The organism is Planctomycetia bacterium (assembly GCA_015075745.1).
In the GTDB taxonomy this organism is placed as follows: Bacteria; Planctomycetota; Phycisphaerae; order UBA1845; family UTPLA1; genus UTPLA1.
In genome coordinates this window covers 258893-282001 of the sequence record JABTTW010000003.1, presented here as the reverse complement: position 1 = coordinate 282001, position 23109 = coordinate 258893, and the positions used below count along the sequence as shown (strand labels likewise).

The window sequence follows — 23109 nt, the reverse complement described above, 5'->3', positions numbered from 1 at the left end:
GCACACATTGCTCACTAGCGAAGTAAAAGCAATTAAGCTGGTGTCAGGTCGCGGCATGGGCCGGTTCCCACGACATCCGGACGAACCTGAGCACTCAATCATATTGCAAAGCCTGTGAATACTGAATCCATCGAACTCAACGCATCGTACTTCGAACACGAATGGTCGAATCAAACCACTGTGAATCCTCTCGGGTTCCTGTTGCTTTGCGTAGCGGCGGGCCTGCTCCTCGTATTGCCACGACGCTGGGCTGTGCTTCCATTTTCCATTATTGCCTGCTTCATCGCGCCTGCACAGCGAGTGGTTGTATTGGGGCTGGATTTCAATTTCATGCGCCTCATGGTTCTGGTCGGTGTGGGCCGACTCCTGATACGTCGTGAAACAGCAACGTTTCAGATCAGCCAATTCGATATGTTTGTATTCTTCTGGGGAAGCTGCAGATTCCTGCTGCATGGCCTTTTGTGCAGTTCGAGCAACGAGTGGATCAGTTCGGCGGGCGAGGCGTTTGATGGGCTCGGTTTGTATTTCGCTTTCCGATGTCTGGTTCAGGATTGGGAAGACGTCATCGCAACAGTGAAAGGGCTGATCGTCCTTGGTTTGCCTGTCGCACTGGCATTCGTTTGGGAACGACAAACCAGCCACAATCTGTTTTCATTATTCGGCGGAGTTCCGGAGATAACAGTGGTGCGGGATGGGAAGCTCCGATGCCAGGGTGCTTTTGCGCATCCGATTGTGGCGGGATGCTTCTGGGCAAGCCTTCTTCCAGCAATCGTATCACTTCGATCGATACGACATGGTTCAATGTTCTGGGTGCCTGCAGGTCTCGCTGCGGCGTTCGTCATCATCTTCACATGTAGCTCCAGCACACCGATGGCAGCCGTTGGTGCGGGTGCCTTGGGCGGACTGAGTTATCACGTACGAAATCACATGCAATTGCTGCGGCGGACCTGCCTGGTTATGCTGTTGGCACTCCATCTGGTTATGAAGGCTCCTGTCTGGCATTTGATCTCACGGATTGACCTTGTGGGCGGCTCGACGGGATACCATAGGTTCCTGCTAATTGACAATGCTATCCGGCGAGTTGATGAGTGGTGGATGCTCGGGACATTGAGCACGGCACATTGGGGGTATGGACTAACGGATGTCTGTAATCAGTACGTCTATGAGGCAGTCGAAGGTGGTCTTGCCTCGCTGATACTCTTTGTCGCGGTGCTCGTTATTGCGTTTCGCGCTGCAGGTAGGCTATGCCGGTGGTATGGCCACTCGGTTGGGAAGCTACAAATGGCATGGGCTCTGGGAGTGGCCATCTTTATCCATCTAGCCAATTTTCTCGGGTTGTCGTATTTCGGCCAGATGCTGATGATCTGGGGGCTGCAACTGGCGACGCTTGCGAGCCTGGAAGCCCGTACTTGCCATGCGCGGCAGACCTGTCGAGTGATCACTGCTCCAACGAAATGGGCAAAGGCGGGCGCGATGCGGAAGGTACTGATCGCAAAGTGACAGTCTCAATTGTCATTGTCAGTTTCAACACCCGAGAGCTAACTCTGGCGTGCCTGAAATCTGTGCTGCGGGAAACGAGGATACACCCCTTTGAGGTCTTGGTCGTCGATAATGCGTCCAGCGATGGATCGGCAGAAGCCATTATGGCTGAATTTGAGGCAGTCAGGGTTTTCTCGTTGCGTCAGAATGAGGGATTTGCACGGGCCAATAATATTGGAGCCGAGCATGCGCGCGGCGAGTATCTGCTACTCCTAAACCCGGATACGGTTATTCTCGATCAGGCAATCGATCGGCTGATCGAAACTGCAAACCAGCGACCCGACGTCAGCATTTTCGGAGGCAAGACCCTGTTTCCCGACGGGACGCTTAATCCCAAGTTTTGTTTTCAACAGCCTACACTCTGGAGCGCATGGTGCCGCGGGATTGGCATTTCGGCATTATTCAAGGGAAACCGAGTATTCGACCCTGAGATGATTGGGTATCGGGTCGCCGGGGGTCAGCAAGCCGTCGATGTTGTTAGCGGCTGTTTTTTCCTCATTCGAAAGGAACTCTGGCGGCGGTTGGGAGGTTTTGACTGCCGCTTCCGAATGTACGCTGAAGAGACTGATCTGTGCCTTCGCGCCGCCGCAATAGGAGAAAAGTGTGTGGTAGATGCGAATGCGCGAATCGTTCACTACGGAGGCGCATCGGAATCGATTGTCGAAGATAAGTATGTGCGACTGTTCGCGGCGAAGGCCAGGTTGTTTCGAAAGCACTGGGCGGGACTCAAGGGCGTACTGGGGGTGATGAGCCTCGATGTCTGGGCCGCTACGAGGGTCGTCGGTTTCGCGGCGGGAAGCATTCTTTTTCCATCGTTGCGTTCCAAACTTGGTTCCTGGAGGGGCATTCTATCGAGACGGCGCGAGTGGACTGGTCGCTGCACGGGGGTGCCGGACGCATCGCGGCTGCAAGGGCCAGGGGCGTGAATCCTCTGCTGAAATGTGCTCGCTGGCCGCAGGTACTGGAGGACTCCCGGTTGATCCTCTCAAAGCTAAGTAGAAACGCAAAATGATTTACCCAATTGCCTGTCCTTTGTCGACTTACTTCTTAGCGGCGGAGCCGCTGGGAGGTTGGCATGGGACGCGGTATCAGACTGACTCCGGGAGAGTGGGAAGCCTTGGATGGTCTTCGATTCGGCGCGTCCTCGGCGGATGTGTTTCGCAACTGTTTGATCATCTTGATGTCGGATTCGGCCTCGACCATCGCGTCCATCGCCCGGACGCTGGGTTGCAGCCCCGAGACGGTCAAGCGGATTCGCAAGCTCTACCGCATCGGCGGGATCGATGCCCTGCAACCGATCAAGCCGCCTGGCCGCAAGACGCGGGCCACGCCGCGCTATCTGGAGGCCTTGAAGAAGGCCGTGCAGACCAACCCCCTCGACTTGGGATACGGCTTCTCGGTCTGGTCGTCGGGTCGGCTGGCGGCACACATGGTCAAGACCACGGGCGTGCCCTACAGCGACGATCAGCTCCGTCGGATTCTCAAGCAACAGGGCTTCTCCTTTCGTCGTCCCAAGCACACCCTGAAGGGCAAGCGCAACGAGGTGGCCTACGAAAAGGCCCGCCGGCAGTTGAATCGTCTAAAAAACGCCGTAAAGGACGATGCCACGGAGGCCGTGATCTATCAAGACGAGGTCGAAATTCATCGCCATCCAACCCTCACTCGGATGTGGGCCCCGATCGGCCAGCAGCCCGAGGTGCCCGCGCCCGGCAAGAATGAAAAGAAAGTTGTCTACGGTGGGGTGGACTATGCCACCGGCCGGATCGTTCACACCATCGCCGACACCAAGAGCGGCACGAACTTCCTGATATTTCTGACGGCGCTGGTCAGGGTCTATGCCGGCCGAAAGATTCGGCTGATCTGCGACAACGGAAGATTTCACCATACCCAGGCCGTCTACGAATGGCTGGCGGCCCACGCCGACCAGATCACCATCTACTGGCTGCCGCCGTACTGCCCGAGCCTCAATCTCATCGAACGGTTGTGGGGACATCTGAAACGGACGGTCATCGCCAATATCCTGTTTGCAACCGTCGATGATCTCGTAGATGCGTTCCGCCTCGGCATCGCCCGTGTCAATGGCCACCGCGACAAAATGGGATTCATGTACGATCATGACGAAGTTTACAAAAAGGCAGCGTAAAGGATTCTGCGTTTCTACTTAGTCAGAAGTAATTCGGTCGAACAGGAATGGTTTTGGTTGTCCGCAGTACTCAGCCGAGAAAATGGGCGAGGGCGATAGACGCGCCGTTGTGTTTGTGTCTTAATAAAGGGTGGCGACTTGACTCAGGAAACCGTCGGTAAAAACGAGGAGTTGTGTGGTCTCGCGAGTGAGTGGCGCGAGGGGGCAAAATGTCGCGAATTGTTCGAAAAGTCGCCGAGGATCGCAGAAAGCGCTCAAAGGAATACTGCGGAGCGGTGTCTGTACGTTGCGTTGCGGGGGCTTCCAACGATGGCTGCACGAGAGGGTCGAGGTTTTGCCTTTGCGCGAAGAGCAAAGGGGCCATCGCTCGTGTCAGACGGAAAAAGCTTTCGCTACACATGCATTGTGCTACTTGGCTCACGCCTGTTGCCTGAGGCTGCGCAACGATTTCTTTTCAAGGAGAGAGCGCCCGCGAGTTTTGTAAGCAGACGTCGGCGGAAACAGCTGGATGTCACGGAACCGGTGACTGCGCACTTTACACTTGGGCCTCGGCCGAACTTGGCGTTCTTGGCGAAACTGGCGCTCAAAGAAGCTGCGCGAGGCTGTCGTGCGCGATCGTGCTTTGACCACCGTCGACGCGGCATGGAGCATTTCGGCACTGGCGGCGTCGCTTACGGCTGGTGCCGGCCACGACGAGCTGAGGATCGCTTTCGAACGATTGGTGGCCGGGTACTCACGTCCCGGTAAACTATTCCGACACTGGACTTCCGCCGATGCTGCGCCCTGGTATCGATCTCACGTCGGGTGTTTTGCAGATCAGATCTACTCGATTCAGGCCCTGTCGCGCTATTATTCGGCAACGGAGATACAGTCGCGCTGGAAATTGCGGCGGAGTGCGCCGATCAAATCGTGCGGCTTCAAGGGCCGGAAGGGCAATGGTGGTGGCATTATGATGTGCGGCAGGGTTCCGTGATCGAGGGCTATCCGGTGTATACCGTGCATCAGGATTCGATGGCTCCAATGGGCCTTTTGAGCTTTACGAGGCCGGCGGTCCAGATCATCGGAGCGCCATAGACCTGGGACTGAGATGGCTGGAAGAGAAGCAAGAAACCGAATCGAGTCTTGTTAAGGAGGACTCGATGCTCATCTGGCGAAGTGTTCGACGAAGTGATCCGGCCAAGACTGTTCGCAGAGTACGTGCGGTGGTCTCGTACTTCCTGCCGAGTGCACGGCTCGGATTTCTCGACGCAGCTTTTCCGCCGGGGCAAGTTGATCATGAGGATCGGCCTTACCATCTCGGGTGGATACTTTATGCGTGGCTTGGCCAGTCTTGAGGCGCAAGGGAATCAGGAGACGGGCACCGCATCGCACGCGCCGGCTGCTGCCGAATTACCACATGGCTCGGCCAATTGACCTTGATTCCTCCCAATCCCCCGCGGTGACTCAACTCTCTGTCCGATCCAACTATTGAATCCTGTATAGACAAAGACACGTTTCCTCATTTGAGCCGTATGGGAAGTTTGGCCGCATGAACGAAGGAGCGAAGCAGGGATTGGCGGAGCTATAACCGAATTTCGTTGATGGTGGCGGGATAAAAAAAGGCGGCGTACTCTCGGGACTTGTTCGAGGTTCCGAGCCGCCCACGATGGGCAGAGGAGTACGCCGATGCAGGAGAGTAACGAGTCGATCGAGACGATTCCAGTCCCCAGCCGAGACGTTTTGACGGAGATTCTGCGGGACGGGGCCCAACGGCTCCTGGGCCAGGCGATCGAGGCGGAGGTCGATGGCTGGATCGAAGGGCACGCCGATCTGCGCGATCCGCAAGGCCGCCGGCAGGTGGTCAAGAACGGCCATCATCCCACCTGGACCCTCGTCACCGGCGTCGGGCCGGTGGAGGTGACGCAGCCGCGGGTGTGGGACCGTCGGATCGTCGGCCGCGGCGAGGCCGGCGAAGCGTTGGATGCAAATGGCCAGGCCGTGGAGCGGTTCTGTTCGTCGATTTTGCCGCCGTACCTGCGGAAGACGAAGGCCATCGAGGAGTTGATCCCTGGCTGTACCTCAAGGGCATCAGCACCGGAGACTTCAGCGAGGCCCTGCAGCGCTGGTCGGTCCCCAGGCGGCGGGGCTCAGCGCCACGACGATCACGCGTTTGATGACGAGTTGGCAGGACGAGTACCAGTCATGGAATCGCCGCTCCCTGGAAGGCAAGCACTACGTGTACCTCTGGGCGGATGGGATTCACTTCAACATCCGCCTGGAGGAAGACCGGCAGTGCATTCTGGTGCTGATGGGCGCGAGGGCGGACGGCCGCAAGGAGCTGATCGCGGTGGTCGACGGCCATCGCGAGAGCGAGCAGTCGTGGTATTCGCTGCTGCTGGACTGCCAACAACGGGGCATGACGATCGACCCGAAGCTGGCCACGGCGGACGGAGCAGCTGGCTTCTGGGCGGCGCGCCGAAGGTCTATTCGACGACCCGGCGCAGCGCTGCTGGGTGCACAAGACGGCCAACGTGTTGGACAAGATGCCCAAGCAGGTGCAGACCGGCGCGAAAGGCCAAGCTGCACGAGATCTGGATGGCGCCGACGCGGGAGAATGCGAACCAGGCGTTCGATCACTTCGTGGCCCACTACGCGGCCAAATACCCCGGCGCGGCCGAGTGCCTGGTGAAGGATCGCGAGGTGCTGCTGACGTTCTACGACTTCCCGGCCGAGCACTGGCGGCACCTGCGGACGACGAATCCGATCGAAAGTACGTTCGCCACGGTGCGGCTGCGTCACCGCCGGACCAAAGGCAACGGCAGTCGGATCGCGTGTCTGGCAATGGTGTTCAAGCTGTGCGAGTCCGCCGCGAACCACTGGCGGCTGCTCAATGGCGCGACGCTGCTTCCCGATGTCATCGCCGGTGTGAAGTTCGTCAATGGAGAAAAGGCCGAGAGAAACGCCGCCTGATTACCGCGTCATCAACGAAATTTGACCATTACTCGGATTGGCGACCAGCCAGGCGGCGGAATTCGATGCAGGCGGTGGCGTGCAGCGAATCGAGTTCGCAAAGTCCATGATTGGCCAATCGATGGTACTTGAGGTAACCCCACAGGTATTCGACCGGATTGAGTTCCGGGGCGTAGGCCGGGAGCCACTCCATATCCAGGCGAGGGTAGATCGTCCGCCACTCCCGCACCGCGACGGCGCGATGGGCGTTGAGCCGATCCCAGACCAGAATGACGTTTCCGCGCAGGTGACGAAGCAGGGCCGACAGGAAGGTAATGACTTCGTCCGAGCCAATGTTGGCGTCCGGGTGCCAGTGGGCGTGCAAACCCAGTCGCCGTCGCCGCGGAGAAATCGAGAGGGCCGCGATGCTGGAGACCTTTTGGTGACTTCGGCCGCGCTGGCGAAGAACGGGCGTCTGTCCTCGAGGCGCCCAAGTCCGCCGGACCGTCGGATGCATGAGAAAACCGGCCTCATCGAGCAGGACGATGTGGGCTTGGCGTCGTGCGGCGTTTTTTTATGCGCGGCCAGTCCTTCGCAACCCACCGCCCGATCGCCGGCTCGTCGCGCTCGATGGCCCGCCGTTCGGGCTTCTGACACGACCAACCCAGCGACGCCATCAATCGTGGAATATGGTCCACGTGATAGCGGACGCCGTATTGCCTTTGAATCACCTCGACGATGCGCGGACAGGTCCAGAGGTCGGTCGGAAAGCCGTTGGCTTTCGCGCCCTTCAGCAACCGCTGGATCAACCACTGCCGCCGCCGCTTGTTTAACTTCGGCGTCGGACCGGGGTGAACAATCGCGCGGATCCCCTCTTCGCCGCGCTCTTGATAAGCCTGCCACCATTTGGTCACGCTGGACCGCGTCGCGCCCACTCGCCGCGCGGCTTCGGCCTTGGATAGACCCTGCCGAACCCACGCAATCGCTTGTCGCCGCCGGCGCTCCAGCTCCGCTGGGCTCCCATGCGTTCTCATGCTCAATACTATCGGCATAACTCAACATATTTGTTTATCCATACAGGAATCACTAGTGCTCCGTCATCGTTAGCTTTGCGGGTTATTTTTGGAAAGGGTCGATGTTCATGATTGGATGGCCGTGGATGGCCTGTTGATCATGGAGGATCGGCGATGAAACGGTATGTGGTTCGGCTGGAGGCGGTGGAGCGGCGGCGATTAAAGGAGTTGGTTTCGACGGGCAGGGCGGCGGCCTACAAAATTCGGCACGCGAACATTCTGCTTCAGGCGGATGAATCGAAGTCACGACCGGGCTGGCCCGATACGCGGATCGCAGAAGGCCTGGCGGTGTCGGTTCGGAGCATCGAGTACCTGCGGAAGCGGTTTGTAGAGGAAGGATTGGAGGCCTGTTTGGCACCGAAGAAACGGCCCTTCCGCCGGTGGCGCCAAAGTTCGACGGCCGCAAGGAGGCCAAACTTGTGGCCGTGGCCTGCTCGCAGCCGCCGAAGGGATACGAACGTTGGTCGCTCCGGCTGCTGGCCGACCGGGTGGTGGAATTGAAGATCGTGGACGCGGTGTCCCATGAGACGATCCGGCGTGTTCTTCAAAAACGAGTTGAAACCGTGGCAGAAGAAGATGTGGTGCATTCCGCCGGACCAGGATGCGGCGTTCGTCTGTGCGATGGAAAATGTTCTGGAGGTTTATCACCGGCCCTATGATCCGAAACGCCCGGTGGTCTGTTTCGATGAGAAGTCAAGCAACTGGTCTCGGAGGTACGTCGGCCGATGGCGGCGAAGCGGGGTCAGGCGGCGCGGTATGACTATGAATACGAGCGCAATGGGACGGCGAATTTGTTTGTCTTCGTGGAGCCGCTCAAAGGTTGGCGGCAGGTGACGGTGACGTCGCGGCGTTGCAAAACCGACTTTGCCGGCCAGATGCGGGCGGCTGGTGGACCTCCACTACCGCCGTGCGGAGAAGATCACCGTGGTGATGGACAATCTCAACACCCACACCGTGTCGAGCCTTTATGCCGCCTTCCCTCCAGCCGAGGCAAGACGGCTGATGGACAAGCTGGACGTGGTGCATACGCCCAAGCATGGATCGTGGTTGAATATGGCGGAGATCGAGTTCAGCGTGATGGAAAAGCAGGCTCTCAACGGCCGCGTCCCCGATGAAAAGGCCCTAACAAAGCAAGTGAAGGCATGGGAATCAAATCGGAACCATCGATCCAAACGAATCAACTGGCAGTTCACCACCGATGATGCCCGCGTGAAGCTCCATCGGCTTTACCCGCAAATTGAAACATGACGGAGTACTAGTGCCTCTTCCACTGAGAGAGTTTCGTTTTGGCGGGGTTGAATCGTAATCGCTGTTGCGGCGGCGGTTTGTGTGCAAAAATGTTCTCCACTTCGGGTGATTGCCGCCACCCGTGTGAAGTGGAGAACAAAACATGGACAGGGTTGTGGCACGGAGGCCGCAGCCGGCGGAACGCGAGGAGTTGCATCGCATGAAGCGGCAACTGGCCAGCGCGGTCAACAGCCGGCACGCGCGGATCATTCTGCTCTCGACCGGCGGCGTTGGCAACCGCGAAATCGCCGAGCGGGCAGGCTGCACGCCGACCTGGGTGCGGAAGGTCATCCACTATTTCAACGACGGCGGGATCGACGCCATCGTGTGGTATCCCTGGTTCTGCCGCCCGTTCGGCCCACGCAAGTTCATGGCCGCGGTGGTCGAAGAAATCGCCGAGGTGGCCCTCTCGCCCCCGCAGAAGCTCATCGGCATGAGCGTCTGGTCGCTGGCCAAGCTGCGGGCCTATCTGATCGAGCAGAAGATCGTGGCCTCCATCTCGCTGGAGTGGCTGCGCCAACTTCTTCGGCGCCGACGCATCCGCTGGCGGCACACCAAGACCTGGAAGGAATCCACCGACCCGCAGTTCTGGACCAAATACCGCAGGCTCAAACGGCTGTATGCGCGTCGCCCGGCCGGCGGGGTGCGGCTGTGCGTCGATAAATTCGGCCCGCTCAATCTCCAGCCCCGGCACGGCCGCCACTGGGCCCGCAGCGGGCATGTAGATCGGCTGCGGGCGACCTATCATCGCACCGGCGGGGTCCGGCACTTTTTCAGCGTCTATGACCTGGAGCGCGACCGGCTCGTCGGCCGCTTCACCGAGCGAAAAAACTGGAGGACGTTCCTGTCCTTCCTGAAGTGGGTTCGCAGGCGCTACGCCAAGGCGGGCACGCTGCACATCGTGCTGGACAACGTGGGGTATCATCGCAAGGCCACGGTTCTGGCCTACGCCCGGAGGCACGACATTCGGTTCTATTGGACGCCCACCGGGGCCTCGTGGCTCAATCGCATCGAGTGTCACTTCACCGCCCTGCGCAAGTTCGCCCTGGACAACACCGACTATCGAAGCCACGAAGAACAACAGGCGGCCATCCAGAGTTACCTGGCATGGCGCAACGGCCGCCGACACATCAGCCTCCAACCACGGAAACGTACCCGAGTCGCCCACCGTCATGCGGCATAGAGCGCTGTACCATGATCACGAAACTGACCTACTGGAAACGGCACTAGGTGCCTGTCCAGGGTAACCGTCTGTTGCCGGAGTTCAATCGGCGGTCGCGTCGGGCGGAACGCTGCGTAGCTGGACTGCCGTCAGATTCAATCATCCGAGCGATGGTCACGGAACTCCGCGCATGCCGTGCCGTGGGGCCTCTGAGGTGCTAACGAGCGAGAGTCGGTGCTCTATTCGGGCAACACTGAAAACCGTTTGGACTAGGAGGATATTTAATGAAGGAAGCAATTAGTGAGATCCCGCGGCGAGAGCTCTTTGGCATCTCTGTCCATGCGGTAACCATGAGTCAGACACTCGCGCTCTGCGGCGAGGCGATAATTCAAAAAGAGCAACTGTCGATCGGGGTGGTCAATGTAGCGAAGCTCGTAGCCATGCGCCGGGATCGAGCGCTTCACGAGTCGGTGTCAAGCGCAGATCTGGTTCTTGCGGATGGTGCGGGCGTGGTCTGGGCGGCGCGACTACTCGGGCAACCGCTGCCTGAACGCGTAGCCGGAATCGACCTATTCGAAAAGCTCCTAGATCTCGCCAATGAGCGGCGCGCCTCGGTCTACTTTCTTGGTGCGCGACCCGCGGTCCTACAAAAGGTAGTGAATCGGGCGCGCCGCGAGAGGCCAAGCGTGCTCATCGCGGGGAGCTGCGACGGTTACTACAAGGAGGACGAGGAACGGTTTGTGGCCGAGAAGATCCGAGACGCACATCCCGATATCCTATTTGTGGCGATGAGTTCGCCGAAGAAAGAGGTATTTCTCAAGCGATGGGGGAGCAAGTTAAATGTCTGCGTTTGCCACGGGGTCGGGGGATCCTTTGATGTCTACGCCGGGCTCGTCACTCGAGCGCCGCTGTCATGGCAGAAATCGGGCCTCGAATGGCTGCATCGGGCGCTGCAAGAGCCGCGCAGGCTTTGGAGGCGCTACCTCGTTACGAACTGTGCATTTGCAGTCATGCTGCTGCGGGAGGTTGCGTTAAGCGTCCAATCAACTTGGCGAAGGAAGCACCCTGCAGCCGACTAGTGCTCCGTCATCGTTAGCTTTGCGGGTTATTTTTGGAAAGGGTCGATGTTCATGATTGGATGGCCGTGGATGGCCTGTTGATCATGGAGGATCGGCGATGAAACGGTATGTGGTTCGGCTGGAGGCGGTGGAGCGGCGGCGATTAAAGGAGTTGGTTTCGACGGGCAGGGCGGCGGCCTACAAAATTCGGCACGCGAACATTCTGCTTCAGGCGGATGAATCGAAGTCACGACCGGGCTGGCCCGATACGCGGATCGCAGAAGGCCTGGCGGTGTCGGTTCGGAGCATCGAGTACCTGCGGAAGCGGTTTGTAGAGGAAGGATTGGAGGCCTGTTTGGCACCGAAGAAACGGCCCTTCCCGCCGGTGGCGCCAAAGTTCGACGGCCGCAAGGAGGCCAAACTTGTGGCCGTGGCCTGCTCGCAGCCGCCGAAGGGATACGAACGTTGGTCGCTCCGGCTGCTGGCCGACCGGGTGGTGGAATTGAAGATCGTGGACGCGGTGTCCCATGAGACGATCCGGCGTGTTCTTCAAAAAACGAGTTGAAACCGTGGCAGAAGAAGATGTGGTGCATTCCGCCGGACCAGGATGCGGCGTTCGTCTGTGCGATGGAAAATGTTCTGGAGGTTTATCACCGGCCCTATGATCCGAAACGCCCGGTGGTCTGTTTCGATGAGAAGTCCAAGCAACTGGTCTCGGAGGTACGTCGGCCGATGGCGGCGAAGCGGGGTCAGGCGGCGCGGTATGACTATGAATACGAGCGCAATGGGACGGCGAATTTGTTTGTCTTCGTGGAGCCGCTCAAAGGTTGGCGGCAGGTGACGGTGACGTCGCGGCGTTGCAAAACCGACTTTGCCGGCCAGATGCGGGCGCTGGTGGACCTCCACTACCGCCGTGCGGAGAAGATCACCGTGGTGATGGACAATCTCAACACCCACACCGTGTCGAGCCTTTATGCCGCCTTCCCTCCAGCCGAGGCAAGACGGCTGATGGACAAGCTGGACGTGGTGCATACGCCCAAGCATGGATCGTGGTTGAATATGGCGGAGATCGAGTTCAGCGTGATGGAAAAGCAGGCTCTCAACGGCCGCGTCCCCGATGAAAAGGCCCTAACAAAGCAAGTGAAGGCATGGGAATCAAATCGGAACCATCGATCCAAACGAATCAACTGGCAGTTCACCACCGATGATGCCCGCGTGAAGCTCCATCGGCTTTACCCGCAAATTGAAACATGACGGAGTACTAGGATCCTTGTGAACGCTGCTTCGGACTATTCAAGCGAGGCGCTTAATGAAGTGTCAGCGCCCGGCGCGACGCCAGACGGAGTCCTTGATCGTGGCGTCATCTGCTTCGCGGGTGAGGATTGGTGGTACCACAATCGCGGTCATTTCGACATGCAGGTCATGCGGCGTCTCGCACGATGCGTGCCGGTGCTGTTCGTGAATTCGATCGTTATGCAACGACCGCGCTGGTCAGAGGGCAAAAAGTTGTTTCGAAAGATTGCACGTAAGCTGCAGAGTATTCGGCGTGGCCTTCAGCACGTTGAGAATAGGTTTTACGCCTTCTCTCCGATCAGCGTACCGCTTCACCATCGCGAATTCGGGCGGGTCGCAAATTGCCTCGGTGTTCTTGCACAAGTCCGCTGGGCGGCGTGGCGCCTCAAGATGACGTCGCCTCTTGTATGGGTCGAATGTCCGGCCGCTTGTGACATCGCGCTTAGGCTTTCGCGAAGTGCACTGGTGTATCAGCGAACGGATCGACATGAGGAGTTTCGCTCCGAGGAAGGAGGTTATATCGATGTTCAGATTTCTCAATACGACGACCGACTGCGTCGAGAGAGCGACCTTGTGGTCTATGCGAGCGGCGCGCTTTTTGAGGATGAAAAGCAATCGGTGCGGCGTGCCTTCCTTTCGGACCATGGCGTTGACTTTGCTCGGTTCGCCAAGGCGGCACGCGACCGTGTCGTACCAGAAGACATTAAACATGTTCGAGAACCGATGGTGGGTTTTTTTGGAGCGATTGACGATCATACCTTCGATGTGCCATTTGCGACTCGGGTCGTGCAATTGCTTCCGCAATTGTCGTTCGTTTTCGTGGGTCATGCGTCGACAGACGTATCATCGCTGGCACGGCAGCCAAACGTAACCCTTGTCGGGCAACGTCCCTACGAGTTGATCCCCTCCTACGGGGCGGCCTTTCGTGTGGCAATCATGACATGGCGGCGAAATCGATGGATTCACTATTGCAACCCGGTGAAGCTTAAGGAATACCTTGCCCTCGGACTGCCAGTTGTTTCCACCCCCTTTCATCACCTGGGAAGATATGACGAGTGCGTAGCAGTGGCGGAAACTCCGGAGGCTTTCGCAAAGGCAATTAGTGAGTCCCTCGAACACGACGGCGCGGGCGCCATTGCAAAAAGACAGGATCGGGTACGAGGGTGCACTTGGGAGTCAGTCACTGCGCGTCTTGTAGAGGAAATCCGCTCGATTCCGGGCAGACGTTAGTGGTCGAAGATGCCAACTTCTCAATGGTATTTCAAGCGCCTTCGGTCGATGTCCCTGCCGGAGATCGCCTGGCGATCGCGACAAGAGCTTAGACGGCTTTCTGAGCGAGTGCTCAGAGCTGTCGGACGGCATGAACTCAGTGTTACGAATGTAATTATCGAAGACAAGGACGCAAGCGCGGTAAGCTCGCACGCACTCGGCGCGCATATGGGACTTGGAAAGGATGAGCTCGCAGGGCATTATTCTCCTTGCTGGCGGCAGGCGATATTGACACGGGTTGAAAAAATCCTCTCGCACCGCATTACGCTCTTCGATCTTGCCGATTGCGACCTCGGCAAGGAAATCAATTGGAACTACGAGTACAAGGCCGGCGTCCAAACACCTCTGGAGGCGTCTGACGCAGTCGATTACAGATCCTATTCGGTAACCGGGGACTGCAAATTTGTGTGGGAACTAAACCGGCACCATCACCTCGTTGTACTTGGAAGGGCATATCGGGTAACCGGCGACTTGAGATTCGCTGTTGAGATCGTGAAGCAAATCGAATCGTGGATGCGTCAGTCGCCCTTTGGTCATGGAATGAACTGGCGAAGCCCCTTGGAACTGGGCATCCGACTAATCAACTGGGTCTGGGCGTTGGAACTAATCCAACCGTCTGGAGCGCTGAGCACGGCGTTCTTAGAAAGATTACTCCGCATCGTGCACTTGCATATGTGGGAAATCTCGCGCAAGTACTCTCACTATTCGTCTGCCAACAACCATGTCATCGGAGAGGCTGCTGGCGTGTTTATTGCCAGCTCGTATTTTGGTAATCTGCGCGGAAGCGAGAAATGGCGAGGACTCAGCCAAGAAATCTTGGCGCGGGAGATTGAGGCTCAGACCTACCCAGATGGGGGCCATCGCGAACAAGCGATGGGCTACCAGCTCTTCGTCATGGAGTTTTTTCTGCTGGCTGGATTGGTGGCGCGGAATACCGGCAATGACTTTCAAGAAAGTTATTGGGAGCGACTGCGAATGATGTTCCGATTCGTCTCAGCCCATTGCGAGGCGGGGGGAAGTCCTACGTATTTCGGTGATTGTGACGACGGGTATGTCCTCGAACTCGGTGGGCGAGGTGATGCGGTAAAGAGTCTGCTTGATGCTGGAGGTCGCGTTCTTGGCGACACAGGGATCGCGATAGAAGACTCAATTAGTGAGCGGGCATTCTGGTTGCTGGGCCCAGACATCGAGGCTTCTGAAGAAGGGAACGGGACCTACCGCGACGAAGTACTCAGGTGTCATGCGTTTCCTGACAGCGGGCGATACCTGATTCAATGTGGACGCCGTGGGAACGCAGACTCAATCTCGGTAGAATTCGACTGTGGGGAACTCGGGTTCGGGCCGCTAGCTGCGCACGGACATGCAGATGCCTTGAGCATCACGCTTAGAGTTGGTGGAATTGACGTACTCGTGGACCCTGGAACGTATGATTACTTTTCCTATCCGGATTGGCGAGATTACTTTAGGAGCACGGAAGCACATAACACTGTGGTCGTAGATGGTGCGAATCAGTCAGAGATATTGGGCCCATTTCTGTGGGGCCGACGGGCGAGGTCAACCTGCATGGATTGGTCACCTGAGGCCAACGGGGGTAAGGTGATTGGACGGCACGATGGATACCAGAAGGGTAGAGTCCCAGTGATTCACGAGCGGGAAGTGCGCGTCCTAGGCCAAGTTCGGAGGATTCATTGTCTGGATCGGCTTCGCGGCCAAGGAATGCACCGAACCGCTGTGATGTATCACTTTTCTGAAGACTGCGATATTGTAGCTTGCAGCAAAACTTCATACAGAGTGCTAGTCGCGAGTTTGCCTGTCGAGATTGGATTAGAGTTCTCGGAGCCAGCAGTGCTCGTTTCGGCGGAAGAAGGGCCTGGACCCGGTTGGCTTAGCCGTAGCTACCACCGGCGAACCAGTGTGCCCTGTTTGCGTGTGTTCGCGGAATGGATTAACTCGATAGACGTTTCTACTTTTATATCAGTTGGGAAGCAGCGGTGATCAGACGTTGGAGTAATTGTCAAATCTCGTTGATGGCGCGGTAATCAGGCGACGTTCTTCTCGGCCTTTTCTCCATTGACGAACTTCACGCCGGCGATGACCTCCGGGAGCAGCGTCGCGCCGTTGAGCAGCCGCCAGTGTTTCGCGGCCAACGCGCAGAGCTTGAACACCATCGCCAGGCAGGCCACACGGCTGCCGTTGCCCTTGGTCCGCCGGTGACGCAGTCGCACCGTCGTGAACGTGCTCTCGATCGGGTTGGTCGTCCGCAGATGCCACCTGTGCTCGGCCGGGAAGTCGTAGAACGCCAGCAGCACGTCGCGGTCTTTGGTCAGACATGCCACGGCCTCAGGGAACTTCGCCTCGTAGTGCGCCGCAAAGTGATCGAACGCCGTGTCCGCATCCTCTCGCGTCGGCGCCATCCAGATCTCGTGCAGCTTGGCCTTGGCCCCGGTCTGCACCCGCTTGGGCATTTTGTCCAGTACGTTGACCGTATTGTGGACCCAGCATCGCTGCTCGCGGGTTTGTGAATAGACCTTCGGCAACGCCGCCCAGAAGCCCAGCGCCCCATCGGCCGTCGACCACTGCGATCAGCTCCTTGCGGCGCTCCGCCGTCGCCCCCATCAGCACCAGGATGCATTGCCGGTCTTCCTCCAGGCGAATGTTGAAGTGAATGCCGTCGGCTCAGAGGTACACATAATGCCTGGCCGCCAGCGAGCGACGATGCCACGCGCGGTACTCCTCTTGCCAGCCCACCATCAGCCGCGTGACGGTCGCTGCGCTGAGGCCCGAGGCCTGTGGATCAACCAACGCCTGCAAGGCTCCGCTGAAGTCGCCGGTGCTCACGCCTTTGAGACACAGTCATGGAATCAATTCCTCGATGGCCTTCGTCTTCCGAAGATACGGCGGCAGGATGGACGAACAGAACCGTTCTGCCGGCTCGCCCTTTGCATCCACCTTCTCGCCGGCCTCGGTGCGGCCGACGATCCGACGGTCCCACACCCGTGGCTGCGTCAGGTCCACCGGCGCGATGCCAGTCAACAGCGTTCGGCTGGGGTGATGGCCGTTCCTGACCACCTACTGCCGACCGCGGTGATCGCGCACCTCCGCGTAGCGTTCGATCCAGGCATCGACCTCGGCTTCGACGGCCTGGCCCAAGAGGCGCTGGGCCCAGTCTCGAAAAACCTCCGTCAAAACGTCCCGACTGGGGGCGGGAATCGCTGCGACCTTCTCGCTACTCTCGTGCATCGGCGTACTCCTCTGCCCATCGTGGGCGGCTCGGAACCTCGAACAAGTCCCGAGACTACGCCGCCATTTTTTATTCAGCCACCATCAACGAAACTCGGTTTTAGCTCTGATCAGATCGGCCCCTGCCGCTACGCAGTTAAGAAAACAGAATTACGGGCGTCCACAAGAGAACCGCGCTCGTTGATCTCCCCGACAAGAGTTGCTTGACTCCAATTCCGCATCCCGCCGAGACAAGTAGTCATTGACGCTCAAACGCGCCCAAATCTGCGCTCCCCAAGCGCGGCGCCCAGTCTTGGTCATGGTGAATGACGCTCTGAGGCGCCCGGTCAAGGTAAGGACTCAGAGGCTGGAGGCGAAAATCCCAAGTTGCGGGAGAAATAAACAACGGATCAGGATCAGTGGGCAGCACATTATTCGTTGCAACGACCCCGGCGGGAGGGCCATTTAGGGCCGCGGAGGCGGCGTAAAACAAGTTATTGCGAATACACAAGTCCACTGCTGATAGGTCGGGCTCTATAACGAGTGTGCTACTGCCAGCATAAAAAGTATTGTGTTCAACCAGGACATTACTGAATTTCTTGAATTTGGAAAGTCCCTCGAATCGCAGATTGACTGAACCCCCGGTTCCAAGCGCAAGTAGATTATTGATTATCGCGATATTTGAATACTCCTGATAAACTGCTCCGGCTTTACCAAATCCAGCAGCGTTGTATCCGCCAAACTTTTGGCCCTGGTGGTCGCCGTCAAATGCCTTATTGTTCCGAATGATGGCGAAGTTGCCCCAAGTATTGCTGGCCCAGAAATCGCAGTGCTGAGTACCTCCAACAGGTAGTTTATTGTTGAATATTACATTACCCGTCGCCAAGACGTTTTCGCCATCCCAATCAAATCCATCGGCGGTGAGGTCGTACATCTGATTCTGCCGGAGAATGCAATCACCCGCCGTTGCCGTGACCCCTAGGGACACGTCGTGAAAGTCGCAGCCCTCAACAAGAATAAACCGTGACCCAGCGTAAAAGCGCAAGGCGCTTTCGTTATTGTTGGCCTGAGTGCGGCCCCAGCCAATGAACTCGCAGTTGATGAACCAGAAGTGGGTCGCGGCACTGGAGATTACCGATCGTTTGACGGCCGCGGGGTTATTCAGGTCGAATCTGATGCCTTCAAATTTGATGTAGGACGATCGAAGAGTCAGGTTTGGAATCGTTTGTGCCGAAATCGTAACACTGTGCCCCAGGGCCGGTTTGATCGTTACATACTGATTGAAGCCATAGCCCGACTCATCGGGGAGATCGTAAACCCCATTGCGGGCAAGGATAGTATCGCCGCTGTCAGCGGCCAAGCATGCCTTGCGGAGTGTCGCGTATGGAGCGGCGCTTGATCCGGTGCCGGTTGTGTCGTTGCCAAGTGCTGCATCCACGTACCAAGTGTCGAAGATTTGGCTATTGGCGATACTAACCGCCAAGGGTGCCAGAGCATGAGAGGCACCCGCAGTCGGTACAGCGTTTGCAGACACGGTGTGAGGGCCGTCGGTGAAGGCGGTCGTATCCAGGGAAAGTACATATTCGAATTCACCCGTTGAGGGATTTACAGTTTCGGAGTCTACGGAGATCGCCGGAGCGCCGTCGACCTGGAAATCTATTCGGGAGATACCACTCGCGTGATAAGCAACGACACCCAAGTGCGACGTGCCCGTCAAGGTTGCGCCGTCCGGGAAGGCCCACACGGCAATCGCGGGAGAGGTGGTGGCGGCAGAGAGGCTGATAGTGCGGGTCGTGCTGCCAGTGCTGTTGGTGCTGATGGTGACGGTGCTGCTGTAGTTCCCTTCGGCAAGGGCGTTTGCGTCGGCGTCGATGGTGACGGTGAGCGTGGTGGAGGCAAAGGCGTTCAACGTTCCGCCGGCGCTGGAGAGGGTAACCCAGTTGCCGGTGGCGGAGGCGGTCCAGTTGATCGCGGTGCTGCCGGTGTTGGAAAGGACGTAATCAGTCGAGGACGGCAAAAAGGGCCCACCGATAGAGCCATTGGTCGTGAAATTCGTGCCTGGGGTGACGGCGAGGGCGCCAAAGGGGTTGACGGTGAGCGTGACATTACGGGTGGTGGTGCCGAAGCCGTTGGTGGTGTTGGTTATCGTCACCGTGTCGTTGTAAGTGCCCGGCAGGAGTGCATTGGCGGTGGCATTGATGAAGACGGTCAGCGTCCCGGTGCCCCCTGGAGCGAGGGTGGCGCCGCTACTGGAAAGAGTGACCCAACTCTGAGTCTTCGAGGCAGCCCAGACAATCGGCTGATCGCCGGGATTGGTGAGCGTGTAGGCGTTGCTGGAGGGCGAAAAGGGGCCGCCCTGGGTGCCGCTTGCGGCGAATGCGCCGGAGGGGTTGACGGACAGCGTACCCGGGTTGGTTGGCTGGGAATTGGCAGAGGCGACTTCGGCCTGTTTTTGTTCGCCGGTGGGCCCCTTGGAGCACTGATAATTGCCGAAGGAAGTCAGGGCGAGCGTCAGCGTGACGATATGCGTACCGCTCGAGGAAAAGGCGTGCTGTCTGATCATGTGCGTGCTTCCCGTCCCGCTTTCGACCACCCCGTCGAAGCCCCATTGGTAGGTGCCCTCGGGCAACGCGTGGCCCGATGGACAGAAGGCTCTGCCCTCCACGAGTAGCATGGGCGATTCGGAGAGGATGTCAACCTCGAAACGGACCTCCGGGTAGACGATCACACCGGCGGTGATGGTGTGCAGGGCGTTTTCGCTATCGCGAAGTTCGATGGAGAAGCTATCCGTGCCGACGAAGCCGGGATCGGGAATATAAGTGACAGCGAGGGCCCCATCGCGGGCGGAATCGGGCATCTGCAGGCTGCCGTGCTGGGGGGCAGGGTTGACGGTACGCGAGGCATTGTTGGCACCCTCGGGCAGATCGCTAAAGGTTATCGAAAGAGATTGGTTTTCGATGGTCGCGAAGTCTGCGGGGCCCTGGCCTGGGAGATTGAGGATTTCGGATCCTGCCTGGTCGCAAGCGAGATTTGGGACCGCAAGTAAGACGGTGAACAGAAAGAATGAGAGAAGGCGGGCTGGAGAACCAGGCCTAACGGCATCGCCATTGCGGGCAGAATGATCGCGGGAACGCGGCTGCGCGATGGATAAGAGGATGCATTGCCAATGGGCTGACCTGACCATAACGATAGCTCCCAACCATTTCCCCCCAATGGGCCTCTGTTCGGCACCGGATAGAAGCGTACGATTCGAATCACGAAAATGTGAAACGAAGAACGCGGAATTGCCTAATACCTATCACGATCGATAGGACTCAAGTCGATCCCGGCGAACATGCTGACGTGCGCAGGGCTGGGAAGGCCCAAAAAAAACACGAATTATTTTGAAAAATGATTGATTTCCCGGACCGGCTGATTTAAATTAGGGTTATCTGAAAGAGGACTCGGGCACTCTATGAAGCAAATCCGCACAAGTCTGATTGCCATCGCGGTTGCGTGCCTCACGTACGCCGGCGCTGCACGTGCGAGCCTGACGGAGGTGGTGACACCAGTCTGGCACTCGCCGACGGCGACTGATTTGGTGAAGAGCGCGACAATGGCCGGCGAATCCGGTGTCGACGATCGCGGGTGCCTGGGGGCGAGCGTTCGGCGGTATTCGGGCGAATTCAGAACGACGGGCGCAGACGAAGTAGGCGGCGTAGACCTGTCGGACGGAGCGGTGATTCGGATGCCGCCGCCGCCGGGGAGCCTGCAACTTGTGCTCAGCGCGGTGCTGTCGGCCGGGGCATGGCAGCTCACGCGGTCGATGAAGCAGTTGCACGTCGGCGTACCGGACTGGTATCACTCGGGTGGACCGGTACAGGTCTGCCACGCGACGCCGCTGGACCTGGCGGGCGGCGATCTCATTCCATGCATTTTCGAAACGCCGCACACCGCGGCGCCCGTTCGAAGCCAATGTTTTGAAGGGGAGATCTCTCCCGTTCTCCTTCAGCTTCAAGATGTCCTTCGCAACGTCGGACAGCGGGCCCCTCCGATCACGACCAAGTAAGACGTCCACCCTTTTCACTTTTCAACAGTTTGCTTTTGGACTTTTTTGATCTTGGTCTTTTTCCGGGTTCTTGAAATACCGGAATGAATCGGAGTGAATTAATCATGCAAAAGATTTTATTGATCGCAGCGCTCGTGGCGATTGTCGTGTCGCCGGCAGCAGCCGCCTTAAAGGTAACTGTAAGCAATCACCCTGATAGGGCTTCAAGTGGCGGCGTATTTACGGCGACAGATGCGAGCACGCCGGCGGGCAGCTTGCCTGACGATCTTGTGTTTGGTACATTTTGCATTGAGACGAATGAATTCTTAGGTCTCGGCAGCACATATTTTGTCACGATCAATACAGCTGCGGTCGATGGGGGCGTGGGTGGTGGCAACCCTGATCCGCTCGACTTCAAGACTGCTTACCTCTATCACACCTACAGAACAAACGCGAGTGCGTTGGATAGCTGTTTGAGCAGCGGCTCTTTCAAGACAAATGCTCAGGGAGGTAACGTGGCTGACCGCAAGCTTGCCACCGCTCAGCTCCAGGACGCGATTTGGTGGATTGAGCAAGAAGGCGGATCAAATAACGGCCTCGTGACCTGTGCAACTAATGCCGGCTGGACGAGCATTGGCAATGTGCGCGTGATGAATCTGTGGGGCGATGCTGCGCACACACAGAACCACCAAGATTTGCTTACCATCATCCCAGCTCCTGGTGCGGTGTTGCTCGGCATGCTCGGCCTCAGTGCGGTTGGTTGGATCAAGCGACGACGGAGCATGATCTAATGAGACCGTGCTGGAGCTTCTCGCTAGGAGAAGGTTGAGCAGTAGAACAGGTGAGCGTGGCTCAATTGCTAGTGAGATATCGGGGCGGGCTTCGGCTGTTGGGCAACACCTAGCGGCCGGGGCCCGGAACCCCGGAGAGCGGCTGGGCGCAAGGCCCGGCGCGAAGAAAACTCCGAATCGCCGCGCACAATGATGCACATTGAGGGCGGCTGGTCGGAGGAACCGGATGGGTCGAGGAGAGTCACAGCGCGGCAAGGCCGCGACGTAGAATGGACCCAATTTCTGGGAGCGGCATCGGAAAGTCGCTCAAAGGCCAAGCTGCGGAAACATGATGAATAAATTTTTCGTACAATTCGGGGCATGGGCCATCGCGGCGTCGGCAGCGCAGGGGGCGCTGATGACGACGATCCAGAACATCAACCCACAGCGAGCGGGTGGCGCCAACACGGCGGCATTCGTCGCCTTCGACGCGAGCACAGGCGGCGCGCGGCTCGGCGACGATGCCAGTTTTGAGACGTTCTGCCTCGAGACGACGGCGCCGCCAGTGGACGGCACTTTTTTTGTGCGGATCGAGACAGCGGCTGACAATGGAGGAGCCGGTGGACAAGAGCCTGATCCGATCTCGCCGGGTACGGCTTACCTTTACACGACGTTGCGAACCAACCCAAGTGCGCTTAATCCCTTCGTGACATCGTCGGCGAGCTTCACGGGAACGGATGAGCAGCGGCTGCGGGCGATAAGTCAGCTTCAGCAGGCTATCTGGCGGCTGGAGAACGAGAGCGGCGGGGTGGCTAATTCGCTATTCATGCATGCAATCGCGTCGGGTTGGACGGACATCGGTGCTGTGAGGGTGATGCAACTCTGGGATACCTACGACGCTGCCACGGGCACTTACGCAGGGGCACAGAATGATATGCTGTTCCTGCCGACGGCAATACCGGCACCGCAGGCCGTGCTTCTGGGGCTGATTGGGCTGGGGGCGATAGTCAGCTTAGGCCGCTACTACCGTGTATAATATTAGCGATCGGCCAAAAATTCCCTCACACTCTCTCTCAGGCGCCTCCTCCCTATTTGATACAATGGACTGAGAACCGCATCAGGCGGTTTGCGGTTGGTTTTGTCAGCGCGCCTGAGGGCCGTGAAGCGTCAGACGGCTTCGGACATTGGGGCGTTGGGGAGCCCGGACGTTTGGCTCGTGCGCTGTCAGAAGGACACGCCGGTGCCAAGGGAAGCAGGCCTGGCGCGTTGATCGCTGATTTGACAGTCGGCGGGCAGTCAGGAGGGATGGGAATGGCGGCGACCCGAAGTTCTTCGGGAAGG

Annotated in this window: 14 protein-coding genes and 3 pseudogenes; 13 read left to right on the top strand and 4 right to left on the bottom strand. The window is 58.3% G+C overall.

Features of this window, described 5'->3' with window-relative positions; all coding sequences use genetic code 11:
* Nucleotides 1–114: 114 nt before the first annotated feature.
* The 4 genes and pseudogenes from HS101_19510 to HS101_19495 all read left to right on the top strand — a co-directional run bounded on the left by HS101_19510 (nucleotide 115) and on the right by HS101_19495 (nucleotide 6631).
* Nucleotides 115–1500 (top strand): hypothetical protein, encoded by a 1386-nt coding sequence (locus tag HS101_19510; protein MBE7508448.1) that lies wholly within the window; start codon nucleotides 115–117, stop codon nucleotides 1498–1500.
* Nucleotides 1455–2465, top strand: a complete 1011-nt coding sequence (locus tag HS101_19505; GenBank protein ID MBE7508447.1) for a glycosyltransferase family 2 protein — start codon at nucleotides 1455–1457, stop codon at nucleotides 2463–2465. Before HS101_19510 ends, HS101_19505 begins: the two co-directional genes overlap by 46 nt.
* 149 nt (nucleotides 2466–2614) lie before the next feature.
* Entirely contained in the window at nucleotides 2615–3682 is a 1068-nt protein-coding gene (locus tag HS101_19500) for an IS630 family transposase (protein ID MBE7508446.1), read from the top strand.
* Between the two features lie 1665 nt (nucleotides 3683–5347).
* A pseudogene (locus HS101_19495) lies at nucleotides 5348–6631 on the top strand (IS256 family transposase).
* 28 nt (nucleotides 6632–6659) lie between these two features.
* On the opposite strand, the gene HS101_19490 reads toward HS101_19495, so the two are convergent.
* Both HS101_19490 and HS101_19485 read right to left on the bottom strand, forming a co-directional pair.
* Nucleotides 6660–7127, bottom strand: a complete 468-nt coding sequence (locus tag HS101_19490) for a transposase (GenBank protein MBE7508445.1) — start codon at nucleotides 7125–7127, stop codon at nucleotides 6660–6662.
* A gap of 13 nt (nucleotides 7128–7140) precedes the next feature.
* The gene (locus HS101_19485; GenBank protein ID MBE7508444.1) at nucleotides 7141–7644 is read right to left on the bottom strand and encodes a transposase; all 504 of its coding nucleotides are present in this window, start codon (nucleotides 7642–7644) and stop codon (nucleotides 7141–7143) included.
* Nucleotides 7645–7797: 153 nt separating this feature from the next.
* Between HS101_19485 and HS101_19480 the strand changes: the two are divergent.
* The 6 genes and pseudogenes from HS101_19480 to HS101_19455 all read left to right on the top strand — a co-directional run bounded on the left by HS101_19480 (nucleotide 7798) and on the right by HS101_19455 (nucleotide 15747).
* Nucleotides 7798–8931: pseudogene (locus HS101_19480) on the top strand (IS630 family transposase).
* Between the two features lie 199 nt (nucleotides 8932–9130).
* A complete protein-coding gene (locus HS101_19475) occupies nucleotides 9131–10153 on the top strand; it encodes an IS630 family transposase (protein ID MBE7508443.1) in 1023 nt (340 codons plus the stop codon).
* A 263-nt stretch (nucleotides 10154–10416) separates the two neighbouring features.
* Nucleotides 10417–11211 (top strand): WecB/TagA/CpsF family glycosyltransferase, encoded by a 795-nt coding sequence (locus HS101_19470; GenBank protein MBE7508442.1) that lies wholly within the window; start codon nucleotides 10417–10419, stop codon nucleotides 11209–11211.
* A 97-nt stretch (nucleotides 11212–11308) separates the two neighbouring features.
* A protein-coding gene (locus HS101_19465; protein MBE7508441.1) for an IS630 family transposase occupies nucleotides 11309–12444 on the top strand; the annotation gives its coding sequence in 2 pieces (ribosomal slippage) (nucleotides 11309–11741 and nucleotides 11741–12444; 1137 coding nt in all).
* 18 nt (nucleotides 12445–12462) lie between these two features.
* Complete coding sequence (locus HS101_19460) at nucleotides 12463–13713, top strand: glycosyltransferase (GenBank protein MBE7508440.1); 1251 nt, start codon at nucleotides 12463–12465, stop codon at nucleotides 13711–13713.
* 9 nt (nucleotides 13714–13722) lie between these two features.
* A complete protein-coding gene (locus tag HS101_19455; protein MBE7508439.1) occupies nucleotides 13723–15747 on the top strand; it encodes an alginate lyase family protein in 2025 nt (674 codons plus the stop codon).
* Between the two features lie 44 nt (nucleotides 15748–15791).
* Here the strand turns inward: HS101_19455 and HS101_19450 are convergent.
* Together HS101_19450 and HS101_19445 are read right to left on the bottom strand one after the other, a co-directional pair.
* A pseudogene (locus tag HS101_19450) lies at nucleotides 15792–16992 on the bottom strand (transposase).
* Between the two features lie 238 nt (nucleotides 16993–17230).
* Nucleotides 17231–20155: a hypothetical protein gene (locus tag HS101_19445; GenBank protein ID MBE7508438.1), complete on the bottom strand. Its 2925-nt coding sequence runs from the start codon at nucleotides 20153–20155 to the stop codon at nucleotides 17231–17233.
* Between the two features lie 270 nt (nucleotides 20156–20425).
* On the opposite strand from HS101_19445, the gene HS101_19440 reads away from it, so the two are divergent.
* The 3 genes from HS101_19440 to HS101_19430 all read left to right on the top strand — a co-directional run bounded on the left by HS101_19440 (nucleotide 20426) and on the right by HS101_19430 (nucleotide 22804).
* A complete protein-coding gene (locus HS101_19440; protein MBE7508437.1) occupies nucleotides 20426–21019 on the top strand; it encodes a hypothetical protein in 594 nt (197 codons plus the stop codon).
* 104 nt (nucleotides 21020–21123) lie between these two features.
* On the top strand, nucleotides 21124–21789 hold the full coding sequence (locus HS101_19435) for a hypothetical protein (GenBank protein ID MBE7508436.1): 666 nt from the start codon (nucleotides 21124–21126) through the stop codon (nucleotides 21787–21789).
* 328 nt (nucleotides 21790–22117) lie between these two features.
* Nucleotides 22118–22804: a hypothetical protein gene (locus tag HS101_19430; protein MBE7508435.1), complete on the top strand. Its 687-nt coding sequence runs from the start codon at nucleotides 22118–22120 to the stop codon at nucleotides 22802–22804.
* The last annotated feature ends 305 nt before the right edge of the window (nucleotides 22805–23109 follow it).